Raw genomic sequence first — 17,739 nt, forward strand, 5'->3', positions numbered from 1 at the left:
ATTTGATGATAATGTGATTTTTTTCACATTTAAAAGAAAATTTTAAATAATTTTTGTATTGTTTATTTTAGACTATTTAAAAAGCGCGCGAACCCCTATCTTTTCAGATTTGGAACGCACGCCTTCTTTACTGAACGCGCCAATTGACACCGCCATTCGTTGTTTGCAAAAGAATCGACCGCTTGTTATCGCTCTTTTCAATCAGCAGCCAACCGACCTCTTTCGAGATAAATTGAAGCTTGACGATCTCCGGATACTCGGTAAGCATGGATTGAAGCACATCGCTGGACGGGAGTACTTTCCAGTCTTTTCCCTGGTTGGTCGTGTGATAAACAAGATTCCCATTCAGCATCCAGCCAAGGTCCGCATCCAGAAAGGTCGGGGGCACATCTTCATTCATTCCCGTCCGGACGCCGAGATGAAGCGGAGAATACATCCATTTTTCTCCTCCATCCGTTGTAAACAAGCCATCGTAGAATGTCCCTTCGACGCCTTTCTTGCTGCCGGCTACCGATATCCATCCGCTAGTAGTACCGAAAAATTCAGGTTGTCCCAGCTTAACCGTATCATAATTCTTGAAAGCGTCAGCGGAAGCAAAGGTGTTATCTTCCTGCCAGCTGGCTCCGCCGTCCACGGTGTGGTACAGCTTTGGAGTCTTGGATTTATTCAGTGTGACCAGGCCATGCTCGCGATCCCGAAATACCATACCACCGGTAACGCCAACCACCGGAATCGCCGGATGGAGGGATTTCGGAGAATATTGATCATTTTGCATAACCGTCTTCCAGGTAGCTCCTCCATCTTCGGTCATATATAGCGCCTTGCTCTCCCCGCTCCCCTCGGAGTCCCAGGTGGCCAACAGCCAGCCCTTTAACGGAGAAGCGAAATATGCGGATGAAATCCTGCCTCCTTGATTGAGAGAAGAAATTTTCCAGCTCTTTCCTCCATCCTTGGTCCGCAGCACAGTAGTTTCCATCATTCCGAAAGCCTGCCGTATAATCCACCCGTTCCCGGGATCTGTGAAAAAGATGTCCTGCCCGTAGACGGGATTGGATGAGAACTGGACGGCCGAAGCGGGAGAAATATTGGTCCATGTCTTTCCGCTGTCCCGGGTTAAATACAAACGCAATGCATTTTTGGTTACGCCCCAAGCCAGTCCCTCCGACTCGCCGAGCAGTTGAAAGTCAGTAAGCCTTGTCTGAATTTGGTATTTCGATTTTTTTGCAGAGTAAATGTTGCCGGCATCCGGTGTAATCAGGGTAATCGTCTGCCCTTCCTCAGGCGGCTCCGTCGGCTTCAGCTGCGGCTTCGTTTCCGGCGGGGGAGACGAACACGATGCCACGGTCAGCGCAGCCAGCAGAACGACCAGCAGAACGATGAGTAACTTCCTATAATGTTTCAGGCGTACAGCCGGAAAAGGCAATGCTCTCTCTCCTTTCGGCGTTGATAGAAGTATCCTCGTCTGATTATACGCTTCCCGTAACACCAACGGCAAATATGCTTTGATGCCCTAAAGCGGCCCGGAAAAGTCCAACTACCCGCTGCGGTTCTCTCTAACACTTCCACCCATTTCATGACAAGTGTCGACATACATAAACAAAAAAATCGAGCTGTTTCCCCAATTTTCGTTGTCAGTCTCGGTTATTATTGGGTAATGGATTAAAAAGAACGATCTTGAAAAGACTAACGAATGAAGATATGATGGTTAAGATTGGACACAAAAATTTCACACCATTCGAAGGAGATGGAACTATGGCCCCCCCTTTCAAACCAAATCGAGTTGTCGTTATCGGTACCGGAGCAGTCGGTACAACGACAGCCTACACCCTGCTGCTGCGCCGCCGCATGCCTGAACTTGTACTCATTGATGTTAATCACCAAAAGGCGCTTGGCGAAGCGCTCGATATGAACCACGGCATGCCTTTTGCGGGTGGTGTAAAATTGTGGGCCGGAACCTACGAAGACTGCCGGGATGCGGATATTATTATCGTCACCGCAGGCGCTTCACAGAAGCCTGGCGAAACACGCATTGATCTTCTGCGCAAGAACATTTCAATCTTCCGGGATATTATCCAAAAGATTACGAAATATAATTCGCACGCCATTTTACTAATTGCAACTAATCCGGTCGATATTCTCGCTTACGCCACGCTGGAAATCAGCGGCTTCGACCGCAGACGCGTTATCGGTTCCGGGACTGTGCTGGACAGCGCCCGTTTCCGTTACCTGATCGGGAAGCATAAAGAGATCGACCCGCGTAGCATTCACGGTTCCATCATCGGCGAGCACGGCGACTCCGAGGTTCCCGTATGGAGCCTTGCCAACATCAGCGGCGGCATCGAGCTCGGCTTTAACGATGAAGCCCGGGAAGAAATTTACCAAAATACGAAAAACGCCGCTTATGAAATTATTAACGCCAAAGGAGCAACGTCTTACGCCATCGCGCTCGCGCTGGACCGGATCGTAGAAGCCATCCTCAGCAACGAAGGAGCCGTGCTGAACGTTTCTACACTCCTGAACAACTATAACGGCGTGTCAGATGTATTCCTCGGTGCTCCATGCATTGTGGACCGTTCCGGGGTTCGCGAAGTGCTGAAGATGCCGCTGAGCGAAGAAGAGCAAGCGCTGTTCCAGCAATCTGCCGAGAAGCTTAAGGCCGAAATCGCGAAGCTGGAGCTGTAAGTCAAACGGCGCTGCACCAAGCAGCATAAATAGAAGAAGCCGCCAAGCGTATAACTGCAAGGGGCTTCTTTTTTAACGTTCAATATAACAGATGATTGCCTATTCCTCGGTGGGTCCTTCTTCATCCCCTGCCCATTTTTTATCCAGAAGCCTGTCCGCCAACTGTGCAAAGGGCTCCGGCTGCAGCAGCTCCACAGGCGAAAATCCTTTGTCAAAAGTAAAAGAAGAGCCCTCAATCACAAGCGCATAGCGGTCGCCGAACGTGGCAATATGGACCTTGTCCCCATAATCCGCCAGGAACCCTTTGACATAGGTGTCGCCAATTTTGAATTTCAGTTCGATTTCCGGCTTGATATCAATAATCCGCGAAGCCGCCTCGATCACTTCCTCAGGCTCCCACTTATGCTGAATGTCGCGCTTCTCGCTTGCGGCCCAAAGCTCCAGATCACGCTCGGTCTGCTGTCGCTCTTCATGGGTCTCGTCCGGCCATTTGGTCTCCACGTAGCTCTGTACATACCCCATAACCTGGTCGTTCACAATTTCGGGAATCGACTGCTCATAGGTAACGAACTTCAGAAAATCCTCAAAGTAACGGGCATGCGAAGACTGGTGGATTTTTAGTTCCCATTCCTCGAACATGCCTTCCTCCAGCATATAAGGATATTGAATCGACTTCATGTTGCGGGCGCTGATCGCCATTTCTACCTCGCTAATCAGACTGCGCTCATCGGAAATACGGGCAATTTTGGACTCGAAATCGCATTTCATAATGAACACGAACGGGTCATCGCCATGGGTGCGCAGCACGGCTTGGGAAAGAATAAGCGCCCCTCCGCGAACGGCGCTCGTATCCAGATAACTTCGGACCAGATCGTCACCGAATTGATGGAAGGATTCCACATCTTCCGCCGCGCGCAGCCGCGTAAGCTGATTGAAGTTTGGATTACTGTCAAGGTCATATCCTGGCTCCACCAGAAAGCGTCCGATCTTGGTCGGCGCCTGCTCCGAGTTCGGATTTTTCTCCACCTTGCGCTTGACTATCCGTGAAAACTCCCCATCCAGAAACTTCTTGATGTCGCTATGCTCATACTCTTCCTCATCCAAAGTCTGGTAATGCTTGTACGATTTCGCGCCTTGCCCCTCATTTCCTTCCACTTGAATCACATAAAAGGACAGAAATTGGACATTGAATTTCATCTTCTGCAACCTCTTTCCTGTTCACCGTTCGTCGGCATGCTGTCATGTTATCTATTATAGCTGGAGCTGCAGGCGGGACATGGCCTCTTCTTTTTCCCTGTCCGTGATATGGGTGTACACCGTTGTCGTCTGTATGGAGGAATGTCCGAGCAGCTCCTGCACGGTCCGCAAATCCGCGCCCTTCCGCAGCAGCATCGTGGCAAAGGAGTGCCGCAATTTATGGCTGGAAAAAGAACGCCGGCGGGCAGCCGGAATTCCGCTCTGGAAGCGCTGAAAGGTCTCGGAAGCAATGCCCTGAATGGCCCGGATCGAGAGCCTGCGCCCTTTTTGCGAAATGAACATCGCCTCTTCCCTGCTTCCGCGCCACGGCGTCAGCCGTTCTGCAAGAGCAATGTCCAGGTAGGGAGCGACATCCCCGGGTACGGGAACATTCCGCCATTTCCGGCCTTTGCCGAACACGCGGAGCATGCGCCGCTCCGGATGATAGTCTCCCAGATTCAATGTATGTACCTCCCCGACGCGCAGACCCATATAAGCCATCAGCAAAAAAACGGCCAGATTCCGCTCTTTATATTTGCCGTCCACTTTTGCGAGAAACCGCCGAATGTCGTCCTCGTCCAGATAGACCGGCTCCCGGTTCTTCTCGGTCTTGGACTTTTTGATGCCCGCTGCGGGATTGCCGGTCAGCAGTTCAAGCTCAATCAGTGATTTGAAAAAGCAGCTAACGGAAGCGTGCTTGCGGTTCCTTGTCGTATCGCTGACTCCACGTTCGCGCATGGAGGTAAGGAAGGAGATTACGTGCAGCTTTTTGACGGTGTTCAGCGTTTTCCCGTTCAGACTGTTCAAGAACTGCCGCACATCGGCAAGATACGATTTCTGGGTATAGGCCGTGTAGCCCGCGTCCTTCATCCAGACGATAAAGGCTTCGAGTTCTTCTTCATATCCCAGTAGAGCTTCGTCCATCCAAGCTGCCTCCTCCCTTGTTTCGACCCCTTATTATAGCAGATCCTAGCTTAACCGTGAACGCCTTGCCGCTGCCACCCTAAGGCATGCTGCCGCACCGTTTCCATAAACGCATCTAGCGCAGGAGATTTCCATTTCTTCCGGTGATAGGCAACCTGAGTCGCCACCCGCTGGGATTCGTCATCCCAGTTGAGCCGCGCCATAGTGCCTTCTGCAAGCTCTTTCTGTACCGTTACGAGCGGCAAAAAAGAAATACCCAGACCGGCCATGACGCACTGCTTGATCGCTTCGATGCTCCAGAACTCCAGCTTCGGGTCCGGGTACACTCCATGCGCATTCAAATGCTGCTCGAACAGCAGCCGGTACGAACAGCCCGTCTCGGTATGCAGAATCGTCTCCTCTTTAAGATCGGACGGCTGGGCCTTGGAACGATGGGCCAAGCGGTGATTCACCGGAGCGACCAGCGCCATTTCCTCGTGTACCAGCGTCTCGATATGAAGATCCTTGTCTTCCCGCTCGGGCTCCAGCAGAAATGCCAGATCCAGCTCGCCCGACCGGATCATCTCCAGCAGCTCCCAGCAGTAACCGGGCTTCAGAATCATTTCCACCTGAGGGAACCTCCCTCTAAATTCGCGGATAATACCGGGGAGCCGAAAAGCCGCCAGGGATTCGGGCGCGCCGATCTTGAGCGATCCGCCGATGCCGCTTTGCGAGCGCAGCGCGTTCTCGGCCATCGCATGCATTTTGGAAATCTCCTGGGCATATGGCAGCAGGCGGCGTCCGGCGTCGGTTAAAGTGATTTTCTTGCCGATCCGGTCAAACAGCGGCTGGCCCAGTTCATTCTCGAGCGTCTGGATTTGTGCCGTAATGCTGGACTGGGCGTAATCAAGCTTCTGAGCCGCCCGCGTGAAGCTGCCTGCTTCCACCACGACCAGAAAAGTAAAAAGATGCCGGGATTCCATCGGCATGCTCCCTTCCATCGGAATTTTGAATGGATGGTATCTAAACATTCCGTTTTTCCAATAGAACCATTATCTGATACTCTGAAATAAAAGACAAGAAAGGCTGGATGAAATTTAATGAATGAGTCCAATTCCCTGCAAAATCATATCGGGATGCCGCAGGCGATCGCCCTTTATATCGGTGCGGTGCTGGGATCGGGGGTTCTGATCGTTCCCGGACTGGCGGCGGAAATGGCAGGGCCCGCTTCGCTGCTCGCATGGGGATTCATGACGCTGCTGATTCTGCCGATGGCGCTCTCGATGGGCCTGCTCTCCGCTAAATTTCCAAACGCCGGGGGCGTATCCCATTTTGTAACGCTCGCTTTTGGAGAACGCGCCGGCACGCTGGTCGGCTGGTTCTTCCTGATGTCCGTCCCGATCGGGGCTCCCGTAGCCGCTCTGACCGGAGCGGGCTATATGTCCGCCGCCATGGGCTGGGGAGAACCGGCGCGAATCGTGCTGGCCGCCGCAATGGTCATTGCCGGCCTCGCAATGAACTGGGTCGGCATGCAGCTCGCCGGCAAAGTGCAAATCGCCGTCGTGCTCGCCATCGTTGTCGTGCTCGTCTTCGCTTTTGCTGCGGCGCTGCCCCGGATGGACAGCACCGCCTTTACGCCATTTGTCCCGCACGGCTGGATGAATGTCGGCAAGGCGACGGCGATTCTGTTCTGGTGCTTTATCGGCTGGGAAGCGGTGTCCCATCTGTCCGAGGAATTTAAGGACCCGCAGCGGGCAGCGGTCAAGGGCGTGACCATTGCCGCCATTATTGTCGGCGTACTCTATTTCCTGACAGCGCTGGCCGTCGTCGGTACGCAAAGTTATCTTAGAGGAAGCTCCTCCTCGCTGGTCTGGATGATCAGCCGTCCGCTTGGGCAATGGGGCGGAATGGTCGCCGGTCTTACGGGACTGTTCATCTGCACCGCCACGATTATCGCTTATGTCGGCGCCGCTTCAAGGGTGGCCTATGCAATGGCCCGCCAGGGGCACGCCCCTCAGTGGATGAGCCGAATGTCCGGCCGGTTTCATACGCCGATCGGCGCGCTGGGCTTTCTCCTGCTGTGCTTTACAACAGTGATGACGCTGTACGGCAGCGGACTTGTATCGCTTACCACCCTGATCACCTTCCCGAACGCTACCTTTATCCTGACTTATATCGGCGGCTGCGCTGCGGGAATCCGGCTGCTCAAAGGCAGCCGGTCCGGGGTAATCATCAGCTGGATTTCCTTTGCCGCGACGGCGGCGGTCTTCCCGTTTACAGGCATGGCCATTGCTTATCCATGCATCGTCATTGCTTTTTATTTGGGTTTTACTTTCTACAAGAAACGTAAGAACCCGCTTAAACTTCAAGCGGTCCCGGCAAATCGTTCGGATCAACGGACCGAAGTTTCCTGAAATAAGGCTATTACAAAAGCCAACGGCAGAGCATCGTATGAAGCTCTGCCGTTGGCTTTTTTTATTGGGGTGCCATAACCCAGTTTACTTATCCCAATTTACCAGTTTAACGGGATTTTGACCCGCAGCGGTTCGGCATCCTTGCCAGCCGGATGGTTAACCTCATTCATTAGTTAACATAATAATTATTATGTTAACTAATTTCACCTTGTGGTTTTATTTCCCATATATAGAAACTTTACTTGCGTCTCAGGAGTCAAATACATAAAAGAATAACAAGGAGATGAAATTATTGAAAAAAACAGCTTATATTCTGAACACATTGCTCGCCGCAGCCCTGTTTACCACCGGTGACGGTCTTTACGGACACATCGCCGCGGCAGATACCGCACATGGAAATAACTCTTCTGTTTCCGCCGCAGCCGACTCCGCAACTCCTACGCTTAAGCCCCTTTGGCATGCACAAACGAACGAAAGCGGACTTTATGATAAGCATGCCCCCGTGTCAAACAGCCTTGTATATTATGCCGCAAGCGGCAAGCTCATAGCGGCAGATCTCGCGACAGGCAAGGTGAAATGGTCCATTCCGGGAGGGCAGTATCCCGAAGTAATAACCAACAACTCCGTCTTATACATTACAAGCGGCGGCAATCTGGTGTGTGCGGATGCCCGAAACGGGAAGATAACCTGGAAAGCAAAAGGGATCAACCCCTTTTCAGAGGTCGGAGCGCATGCCGAACTTGTAAGTGGGACCTTGATTTATTTTAACGAGAACGGTGGACTCGCTGCCTATAATCCTTCTAACGGCAAGAAAAAATGGGAGAACAAAGCATTGCCTATGTACGCAAGCTCCCTGATCGGCCAATATGACGGTGTACTCATAGTATCCAGTACGGTCGATAATTACCGGACCCAATTTTTCGGCCTTGATCCCGCTACCGGCAAAAAACTTTGGAGAACCGAGGGCATTTACTCCTTCCTCGCCTACCGGAACGGACAGCTTATGATGCGCCGGCTGCCAAACCTTTCAACGGTTAGCGGAGGAGTCGCTGCTCCCGGTTATTTGGTCACTTTCGTTCAACTGAATCCCCGAACTGGAAAGGTGACCGGAACGGAGAACTACACTCCGCTTCATGATATAAGCCGACTCGGCAACAGCTATACCGCCATTGTGGGCCCCTATCTCTATACCGCCGACGGCAATCTCGACAAGAACGAAACCATCCTTCGCCGCTATACTTTAGGCCAAGACAGCAATGCCAAACCTGTCAGCTATGAACAGAATGGAAAATGGTTGTCCGGTCCGGAAAACGGCATGGCCTTCTTTTCACAGGGAACTGAATTGACCGGTGTCAAACTTAGTAAGCATAGTATAAGATCCTACGGCCGCTTTCCTAGTCCCGTTACCCGTGTTCAAGCCATAGGTAAGGGCGTGTTCGCTAGTTTGGACAACGGAGACATTTACTTGATCGAGGCTGCGACGGGCAAAAGTCTCGGACGTATCGCAACGAACGCCACCGAGATCGGCAATGCATATGTGGTGAACGATGTACTACTCATTCAGACGAACAAGGGATTATTCGCCGCCACCCTTCCGAAACCGTTATAATATCCATAAAATGGGGTAAATCCGCCCGTCCACTTCATCATCCACAAGAATAAAAATCGCTCAAATCAAAAACAGCGTATAATTTATGTTATACGCTGTTTTTTCGCGGCATAAATGACCGTTTTTTTGATCATTTTACGGCCTTGATTCATTAACACAAACATATCCACAAATCTTTTTAGCTATAGGGATCATTCTAGGGATTTCAGGACAAATGCGTGTTAAAATGTCTGAAAGGATTCAAAGTAAGAATACCGCGTGGCTCCTTTTTCATGAAAGCAGATACATACTTTGGGGAGGAATATGATATGGAGAGACCTATGATAGGGATTTTACCTTTGTATGATAAGGACAAAGAAAGCTACTGGATGCTGCCAGGTTATATGAAAGGGATTGAAGATGCTGGTGGAATTCCGTTCATGTTGCCATTAACCTCGGATATAGAGATCATTACAAAAATAGCAAATAGGTTTGATGGCTTTCTCTTTACAGGTGGACATGACGTTAATCCCGAAATTTACGGTGAGAACGTAGAAGAGGTTTGCGGGGAAATGTGTAAAGAGCGGGATGATATGGAGACAGCTCTATTTAAACAAGTAGTAGATTTGGATAAACCCGCATTTGGGATCTGCCGTGGGATACAGTTGTTTAACGCCTTGCTTGGCGGAACTCTATATCAGGATATTCCAACTCAGCTAAGATCTGAAGTTGAACACAAACAAGTACCTCCATATACTAAGCCAGTTCACAATGTTTACATAGAAAAGGGAAACCCACTTTACCATATTATTCAAACCGAATCTTTAAAAGTAAATAGCTACCATCATCAGGGGATTAAGCAGCTATCTGAGCAATTACTTTCCGTTGCGGAAGCTGAAGATGGACTAATAGAAGCTGTTATTATGCCGCAAAAAAAGTTTATCTTCGCTGTTCAGTGGCATCCGGAATTTAACTACAAATTGGATGATTATAACTTTAGATTATTTGAGGAATTTGTAAGATCATGTGAGAATTAAGGAGTTAAACTTGTTTCCGCTCGTCCCAAACAAACAGGTACCGACCTTTTCATAGAAGAAATCCGTACCTGTTTGTTTCATCTTTTGCAATTCTTTAGGAATTCAGAGTTTGTGGCTGTACCGTAGCTTGTTCATCTAATTTCAGCTGTAGTAGCTGCCCGGCATGGGTCAATCCGGCACCAAAACCATACATAAGAATCCAATCCCCATTTTTCACTTTTCCATCGCGAATGCCAAGGTCAAAAGATAAAGGAATGGTCGCAGCCGAGGTATTCCCGAAGTTGACCAAGCTGTACAGCGTCTTTTCCATCGGGTGGCCTATTTTTTCACAGATCGGCTCGATGATCCGCAAATTGGCGCTATGAGGGATAAACCAGTCCACTTTATCTATAGTCATTTCCGTTTTATTCAAAATTTCTTTAATACCACCAGGAATATTTCTAACCACCCATCGAAAAACTTCTCGGCCATTTTGGACAATGCACCCTGTATCTACCAATTCAATACCATTGACCTTATTCGCCAAACCGGTACGATACACATGATGCGCCCCGCTCCCGTCACTTCCCATATGATATCCAATGAAGCTATTAAAATGGTCATCTCTTTCAACTAGTACGGCGCCGGCTCCATCACCAAATAAAATGCAGGTGGTTCGATCGGTGTAATCCGTTATTTTGGACATGGTATCCGCGCCGATGACCAGAATTTTGCCGTGAAGCCCAGATGAAATCATACTGTGTGCCGTATGCAAAGCATATACAAATCCGGAGCATGCCGCACTTATATCTATTGCTCCCGTCTGAGCGATATGTAATCGATTCTGCACAAGGCTGGCAACCGATGGAAACGAAAAATCCGGCGTACTGGTTGCTACAATCACCATATCCACATCTTCAACCGTTTTATTGAATCGCTGAATCAAATTTTTTACGGCAGCCACACATAAATCACTGGTAAATTCATCAGGATGGCTAATTCTGCGTTCTTCAATACCCGTTCTTTGAATGATCCATTCATTATTCGTATCAACCCTACGCTCCAAATCAAAATTGGTTAGTCTCTTTTCGGGCACATAAGTCCCAATAGCGGTTATTCTCGCCCCTGCCATATTTTCACCTCACATTAATTGATAACATGATACTAGTACCTGGTGCTAATTATAGTGTAAGATGTTGGAAAAAACAATATAATTTTATATCCTGAATCTTAAATGAACCCAGAAAAAAATAGTAATTTATTTCGAATGACTAGAAGGAATTTTGATATTTGTATTTAATTAATATAAATAGAGTTTTATGTAAGAAACTAATAGTAGAGGTGGTTTAGTAAATGAAGAAAATTTTTTTGTTGGCAGCTATCTTGGTCCTTATTCTCACAGCAGCTTTCAATTCAGTAAATGCCGCATCTGCTCAAGCCGAGGAAAGAGTAATCGTCTTGTTCAAAGACAAAATTGACAAGGATTTGATTGCAAACAATGGAGGGAAAATTAACAGAGAACTAAGAAACTTACCAGCCATATCCATCAGTGTCCCTTCAGTCGCTTTACAAGGGCTTTCCAGAAATCCGAATATTGAACTTATTGAGAAAGATTCAATAGTGAAGGTAGAAGGGCAAGTTTCGGATTGGGGAATTGATGATGTAAAAGCACCCGTTGCATGGAATTCCGGTTACACTGGAACGGGGGTGAAAATCGCTGTAGTTGATACAGGAATATCACTTAGCCATTCGGATCTTTCAGTAGCAGGTGGAGCTTCTTTTGTGGCCTATACAAATTCCTATAATGATGACAATGGTCACGGTACCCATGTATCTGGAATCATTGGCGCCCGAAATAATGATATTGGAACCATTGGCGTAGCCCCTGATTCTGATCTGTACGCAGTGAAAGTGCTTGATTCCAGTGGAAGCGGCTATCTCTCGGATGTAATCGCGGGGATTGACTGGGCCATCACCAACCAAATGGATATTATTAATTTAAGCTTAGGAAGTACAACCGATTCTCCTACATTGCACCAGGCAGTAGATAAGGCTTATAACAACGGTACCTTGGTTGTTGCTGCAGCCGGAAACAGCGGCTTGATTAACGGTAACGGCGATACGGTTGAATATCCCGCAAAATACGATTCCGCTATTGCAGTAGCCGCAGTAGATTCATCTAATAATCGTGCCAGCTTTTCGTCGACGGGTCCAAAAGTTGAAGTGTCAGCACCGGGTGTTTCCATCTACTCTACGTATTTGAATAATGGTTATACAAAGCTGTCAGGTACATCAATGGCCACTCCTTATACTACTGGTATACTTGCCCTTCTAAAACAGCAGAATCCTGCTCTGACCAATATTGAACTTCGGGATAAGCTTGATCAAAACGTAGTGGATCTCGGGGCTACGGGGCGTGATACTCTTACAGGATACGGATTAATTCAGGCCCAAGCTCAGCCTCTCGAGTCTAACAAGACAGTCTTGAGTGTTACTACAGATAAAGATGCTTACTTGAAAGGAGAAACCGTTACTGTAGAAGCTACAGTTAAGGACTCCAATTTAAATGCTTTGAACGGGGCAACTGTAAACTTAACGATTACCTCTCCAAACGGAAGCCAAACTAATACAGTTCAGACCACCGATTCTAGCGGGGCAGTTGTATTCAATATAGCTACGAATAAAAAAACTAAGACAGGAACCTACAAAATTAATGTTCAATCATCCTTATCCGGTTACTCAAGCAGTAATGCAACCATGGAGTATACTATAAACTAGTAACCAAATTGATGCAAAAAGGCAGTGGAATTTTCCATTGCTTTTTTGTTTTGAATGAAGGCAATCTCCACCATTTCTATCCCCCACCCTGCTGAACCGGTTGCCGCCAGGCCGCATAGAATACTGGGAAATGAAGCAATATGCGCAAAGGTGGAATCTATGATATGTCCAAGAACAAGCGCGGCAAAGCGCTCTGGCGCATGCCTTCCCGCGGGAGGGGAACCTGCCCCCTGTGCGGCAGCACACGGATCAAACTATTATATACTGCCAAAGGACTTCAAGGCGAAAAACTGACGGTGTGCAAAAAATGTCAAGGCAAACAGGCGGGGTAGCATTCACAGAGAGCCATATCGGCATTAAGTTTATCTAGTCTCGTTGTGCAACAACCTCACGATGCGGTTGACTCGCGGGTTATCCACTTTTTATAAGAGACGGGTAACCCGTGTACTCCTTGTCCCGAAAGCTGTATCCCCTTTTTCAATCCGCATAAAAGGGATAGTACCAGCGTAGCTGTCACCAAGGGCAAAGTAGATGTAAATTAAATGGGGAATTTATTTATAACTTCGTTATATTCTTGCTGGGCATCGGTGATTGCAAGCTTCGAATAGATTTCCAATGACTTCCGGCTTTCATGGCCGGAATACGGCTGTATGAGTGCGTCATCGATGCCCTGTTTTTTGAGCCAGGTCAACAGAAAATGACGCAGCTTGTGTGGCGACAGGTCTTGAGCAAGTTCAGCTTCTTCCGAATATTTAGCCAAAATCTTTCGTATTCCCCGATCCGTATACTTTTTCTTCCACGATGATTCAAATAAATAGACCGCATGTTTTTTCTTCATCGCGTCAGCGTGCATCGCCAGCAGTTCTTTAAATGACTGAGGGAACGGAACGATGCGATCCTTGCCGCCCTTTCCATTATTAATGCGAACTTGGCAGTAATGAAAATCAATATCCGTCAGCCGAATATTGATGAGTTCGCTAACGCGGATACCGGTATACATGAGTGTCTTGACAATCATCATGTCTTGGAAATTTTTTGACTTCCAGACTACTTCGTAATAACGCTTAAGTTCTTCCTCTGTTGGCACGTATGGCAGCTTCTTGGATGTCTTTGGAACCTCGATTTCGAGCTCCGTTCTTAAGTGCTGAAACAAGCTTTTCAGGTAGGCGTAGTCTGGCCGCTCGCCGCGCAAATACTTTGCCAATTCCCGAGCCTTCTTTTTGGATGATGTACGTTTTTCCGTCACGCTAGTTCCCCTTCCAAGGATAATCGTTCGCTCATGTTGAGGCGGAATGTGCCATAAGGGTTTACGTGTGTGTAAACGAGCGGCGTAAGCGCCCGTAAATCCTCCAGAGCTATTGTATCAAACCATCTTTTATCCGAGAGAATATTTTGCAACATCAGGGTGTTGACGTAGACGAGACAATTCTGCAGGAGATGCAAGGACAAGACAGCCATTTCCTGATCCTCCATTCGATTTGTCGCGATTTCGCCGCCCTTGCCGTAAAAGATGAAGCTGTTGGCCGAGTTCCAATTTTCTACTACATTCAGTCCTTCGTTAATCTCGCGGCGCAGCTCTTCGGAGTTCAAATAGTCGCATAGAAAGACCGTCTTGACGGCTTTACCGAGTTCCCCCAAGGCTTGATAAGTAAGGATGCTTCAAATTGTTTCGCGTAAACCGTTTCAAGATCGCTTCCGTCTCGGCGGTGCCGAGACGCAACGCAGTAGCGTACCTCATCATTTGATCGTACTGCTGGCGGATCAACTCCCAGTTGATCGGCCTCGTGAGAACCAGTTGCAGGTTGGAATAAGCATCGGCCATGCCGGGTTCGGGCCGGTACAGTTTCTGTGAATAGATCGCCTTAAGACGCGGCATGAGCTGGTAGCCTAGCAAATAGCAGAAGGCAAACGCGACTTCGCTCTGTCCATGTGAATCGACATAGTTCTTCTCGACTTCCATATCAGTACAGTGACGAAGCAATCCCTCCATCATGGCGGCGACTTCCGACGAGGAACATGATTTGAGTTGCGAGTAAATGCACGTTGAATTTTTCTCGACATGCCAGTAAATCATCACGCCGCGGCCTCGGTACCGGATGTGCCATTCCGTCATAAGGTTCTGATCCCATGCGCCGAATTTCTTGGAGTCTGACGCGCAGGATGTGGTACCTTCACCCCAAACCTCCTGCATCCGCACCTTGAAAATATGGTTAACGACATCGGCTATGGCATTTCGCAAATTGTCTTTATGGATGAACTTCCTTCGCACATAGAGCAAGTCCTTGTATGACTCGCCATGATCCCCGGCGCTCACACGTTTCAAACCCGTGTTGGTTCCAAGTCCGTAGAGTGAAAGAATCAGTCTTTTTTGCAGCGTGTCCCGATCTAGGATTTCTCGATTGGCAACCGTCTTAAATTTCTCCGTGAAGCCATTCGAAGATCCGCTTCTTTCATGATGTCGAGTAGGCTCGTCATCGGCCAGCGCCGCAGCATTTCACCTTTCAATCGAGATAGGTTCATCGGCTCCGCTTGCGGCTCCAGTGGGGAGACGGCAATCCAACCGCCGCTTTTTCCGTTATGCGAACCTTTGGATTCTTTGGCATCCCGGCGTTTAGCTTCTCCAGTCCCTCGCTCATTGCTTGTTTCAAAGTAGCAATAAAGGCTTCCGCATCGAGCGGTTGCTTCAAGGCTTTGTAATTTTCTTCTCTGCGTTCTTCAAAATCGGCGGGCAGGTCCTCGTCCGGATTACGATATCGATTCGCACGAACCACCCAAATTTCTTTTCAACGTAGTTTATCGCGGAGAGCTTGCAATGCGCTAATCTCGTAGTTAATCCGATTGATGCGTTCCTGCCCTTTATCGTCTTTCTCGACTACGATATCTCGATTCACGCTGCGAATGACGCCTTCAATCGGAGTGTCCTCGGAGACGGGGAAATAATGCAGCCCCGAGTCCGCATATCTTTGGATCAACTCTAAAGCGCGGATCACCGGCTGGTGAACTTCGTTGTTGGATCGAAAATGGAGGATACTTAAAATTTCCGGAACCATACGACGGTAGTGGCTGCCATAAGAAGCGCGAATGACGGTATGAATTTTTTCGCGGTATGCTGGGCCGGTATGTTTAAACTCCTTGATTAAATCCTTCAAGGTCTGCTCACTAACAACCGGAAAAATGACATCGCGGATAATACCTTCCGGATTATCAACGGCTTTTTGGGCCAGGTTGAATAGAATGCCGTATTTGTTGCTTACCCGCCTGAGATCATTCAATATTTCCTTCTCTACCTTCCGTTCGGCGCGAACGCTGATCCGATGAATGATCTGCACTAGCAAGTCCATGAGGTTATTTGTAATCTCCTGACTGCGGAGGTAGAAGAACGCGCATAACAGCGCATAGCGAATCGGATCGGGATGGCGGCGCAGTTCCCGGATATCCTCTGTCGAGACACGCTGCCGGTATTTTTTCAATACCTTGTGTGGGGTATCCCGGAAGAGGTCATCCGGAAGTTCCAAGTGTCAAAGCGCACGTAATTTATGAACTTCCTTCATTACGCTTTCTAAACCCGGCCTTCCGGGATCGGCCTTCAGCTCGTGAAACGTGACTTGGCCGTTGTCATCGATGGGCAAATCTTCACCAGTATCATCGAGCATAGCGATGCTCTCAATGAGGGCATCCAATTTTGCTGGTGTTGATGGAGGCAGCTTGAGAAACGTCGCTTGGAAAAACTTCTCTTCGTGGGTATGAATGGCGGAACGGATGAGACGTTCAACACGTTCAGGTGACGGTGGTTCTACATTCAGTTCCCGGAACCGACCGTAAATCGCCTCCTTTACATGCTCCCACTCCTGACTATGATGTAGGACATGCTGGCATAGCCATTCCGACATCTCTTGTGCATCTTGAACGGTATTTTCATGAAGTTCTATTTCCTTTTTGTTTATCGGAACTTTATTTTTAGTATTTACCTATACACACAGAAGACGAATGAGAACAAACGCCAATAACACAGTAGTTCAACTTCAAATTCTACAAGGGGCAACCGTCATTTTCAACATTAATGATGAAAGGGCCGGGAATAACGCATTTGGTGCGACAAGCGTCGACCATGCTTTTTGGTATTATATAGGAGAAAGGGGGGGACATGGAGCTATAAGGGCTGATCTGGAGGAGCCGAGTTTGTCGTAAAATGTATTATACGGGAATCCACCGTCCCGAATATCGACAAAAAACTTTGAGCAGTGGGAACCATATCCAATTAAATCCAAATCTATTATACTTTATACAGATGTTCCAACTATAATACAAAATTGAAATGGGAACATCAAACCAATATAATAGAAAAGAGGTTTTTGAACAAATGAAACTGCTCAAAGTGGTATCTGGTGCCGCATTATCCTCTGCAATGTTGTTGACTATCGCTTCTGGTGCATTTGCTCAAGCATCGAGCCCAGTAGCAAAGGAAGCTTCCGATGTTTCTGTGACATTGGACGGAAAGACAACTACATTCTCCAGCGCGGAGATTGATAGACTGGCGGCACAAAACAATGTCGATGCTAATGCATTGCGGAAAGCGATTGAAAGCGGCCCGGATGAAGAAAGAAGATTTTCTCCGTTTTCGAAGCTCCCTCAACTCAAAAATAAAGGAATTACGACGCAAGAGCAGTTGGATCAGGCCAATGCGCAAAGACTCTCCTCTACGGGAGAGCCTCTCGTTAAGTCTAAAGCTGCCTCAAAGTCTTCCTCTTTTAGCGCTCTGAGTACTATCAGCAAAACAAACCAAGACTCCACTGCATATAACTGGACAGGAAACCAAACAGCGAATGGCAACTGGCCAGCGCTGGGGATTTGCGCTGTCCATAGACAAATAGATATCGGCGGCAGCACGTACGCTCCCGTCATTCCTTTTGGAAAACTTTTAAGTACAAACAAGGATATTTGGCTGCCTGATGGCGTCGGCTACAAAAGCGATTTTACAGTAGATGATACAGGCTCTGGTCCGAATAGAACAGCTTATTGGATTGATATCTACTATCACAATGATACTCAATCTGCAATTAATTATGGCGTAATCAAGCTTGATTATACTTATACGTCTTAAAATAACTCAACAACCTTAGGA

13 protein-coding genes and 1 pseudogene are annotated in these 17,739 nt (G+C 48.2%); 7 read left to right on the forward strand and 7 right to left on the reverse strand.

The window, feature by feature from the left end; genetic code table 11:
* Nucleotides 1–127: 127 nt before the first annotated feature.
* Nucleotides 128–1,423, reverse strand: coding sequence for a WD40/YVTN/BNR-like repeat-containing protein (locus VK70_RS10695; protein ID WP_025699924.1), 1,296 nt, complete (start codon nt 1,421–1,423; stop codon nt 128–130).
* Nucleotides 1,424–1,752: 329 nt separating this feature from the next.
* Between VK70_RS10695 and VK70_RS10700 the strand changes: the two genes are divergently transcribed.
* Nucleotides 1,753–2,682, forward strand: a complete 930-nt coding sequence (locus VK70_RS10700; RefSeq protein ID WP_025699922.1) for an L-lactate dehydrogenase — start codon at nt 1,753–1,755, stop codon at nt 2,680–2,682.
* A gap of 99 nt (nt 2,683–2,781) precedes the next feature.
* Here the strand turns inward: VK70_RS10700 and VK70_RS10705 are convergent, their stop codons facing one another.
* Genes VK70_RS10705 through VK70_RS10715 form a run of 3 tightly spaced genes read right to left on the reverse strand, consistent with a single transcriptional unit; the run spans nt 2,782 to nt 5,804 of the window.
* Nucleotides 2,782–3,879, reverse strand: coding sequence for a DUF3900 domain-containing protein (locus tag VK70_RS10705; RefSeq protein ID WP_025699921.1), 1,098 nt, complete (start codon nt 3,877–3,879; stop codon nt 2,782–2,784).
* A 54-nt stretch (nt 3,880–3,933) separates the two neighbouring features.
* A complete protein-coding gene (locus VK70_RS10710) occupies nt 3,934–4,842 on the reverse strand; it encodes a tyrosine-type recombinase/integrase (protein WP_036642928.1) in 909 nt (302 codons plus the stop codon).
* A gap of 50 nt (nt 4,843–4,892) precedes the next feature.
* The gene (locus VK70_RS10715) at nt 4,893–5,804 is read right to left on the reverse strand and encodes a LysR family transcriptional regulator (protein ID WP_025699919.1); all 912 of its coding nucleotides are present in this window, start codon (nt 5,802–5,804) and stop codon (nt 4,893–4,895) included.
* A 117-nt stretch (nt 5,805–5,921) separates the two neighbouring features.
* On the opposite strand from VK70_RS10715, the gene VK70_RS10720 reads away from it, so the two are divergent.
* The 3 genes from VK70_RS10720 (at nt 5,922) to VK70_RS10730 (ending at nt 9,860) form a co-directional block, all read left to right on the forward strand.
* Nucleotides 5,922–7,235 carry an APC family permease gene (locus tag VK70_RS10720; protein WP_046723261.1) on the forward strand — a complete coding sequence of 438 codons (1,314 nt, stop codon included), beginning with the start codon at nt 5,922–5,924 and terminating at the stop codon, nt 7,233–7,235.
* Between the two features lie 292 nt (nt 7,236–7,527).
* A complete protein-coding gene (locus VK70_RS10725) occupies nt 7,528–8,844 on the forward strand; it encodes an outer membrane protein assembly factor BamB family protein (protein WP_025694326.1) in 1,317 nt (438 codons plus the stop codon).
* A 308-nt stretch (nt 8,845–9,152) separates the two neighbouring features.
* Nucleotides 9,153–9,860, forward strand: a complete 708-nt coding sequence (locus VK70_RS10730; RefSeq protein WP_025694325.1) for a gamma-glutamyl-gamma-aminobutyrate hydrolase family protein — start codon at nt 9,153–9,155, stop codon at nt 9,858–9,860.
* A 94-nt stretch (nt 9,861–9,954) separates the two neighbouring features.
* Here VK70_RS10730 and VK70_RS10735 read toward each other — a convergent pair whose 3' ends face one another.
* Complete coding sequence (locus tag VK70_RS10735) at nt 9,955–10,971, reverse strand: ketoacyl-ACP synthase III (protein WP_025694324.1); 1,017 nt, start codon at nt 10,969–10,971, stop codon at nt 9,955–9,957.
* Nucleotides 10,972–11,192: 221 nt separating this feature from the next.
* On the opposite strand from VK70_RS10735, the gene VK70_RS10740 reads away from it, so the two are divergent.
* A complete protein-coding gene (locus VK70_RS10740; RefSeq protein ID WP_025694323.1) occupies nt 11,193–12,617 on the forward strand; it encodes a S8 family serine peptidase in 1,425 nt (474 codons plus the stop codon).
* 164 nt (nt 12,618–12,781) lie between these two features.
* Nucleotides 12,782–12,949 (forward strand): hypothetical protein, encoded by a 168-nt coding sequence (locus VK70_RS28540; protein ID WP_169733329.1) that lies wholly within the window; start codon nt 12,782–12,784, stop codon nt 12,947–12,949.
* A 206-nt stretch (nt 12,950–13,155) separates the two neighbouring features.
* On the opposite strand, the gene VK70_RS10750 is transcribed toward VK70_RS28540, so the two are convergent.
* Together VK70_RS10750 and VK70_RS28915 are read right to left on the reverse strand one after the other, a co-directional pair.
* Complete coding sequence (locus VK70_RS10750; protein WP_233277809.1) at nt 13,156–13,821, reverse strand: tyrosine-type recombinase/integrase; 666 nt, start codon at nt 13,819–13,821, stop codon at nt 13,156–13,158.
* A 38-nt stretch (nt 13,822–13,859) separates the two neighbouring features.
* A pseudogene (locus VK70_RS28915) lies at nt 13,860–16,534 on the reverse strand (Tn3 family transposase); the annotation flags it as partial.
* A gap of 443 nt (nt 16,535–16,977) precedes the next feature.
* On the opposite strand from VK70_RS28915, the gene VK70_RS10765 reads away from it, so the two are divergent.
* A complete protein-coding gene (locus VK70_RS10765) occupies nt 16,978–17,718 on the forward strand; it encodes an RlpA-like double-psi beta-barrel domain-containing protein (RefSeq protein ID WP_025694681.1) in 741 nt (246 codons plus the stop codon).
* Nucleotides 17,719–17,739: the final 21 nt, after the last annotated feature.

Source organism: Paenibacillus durus ATCC 35681 (assembly GCF_000993825.1).
GTDB classification, from domain to species: Bacteria; Bacillota; Bacilli; order Paenibacillales; family Paenibacillaceae; genus Paenibacillus_AQ; species Paenibacillus_AQ durus_B.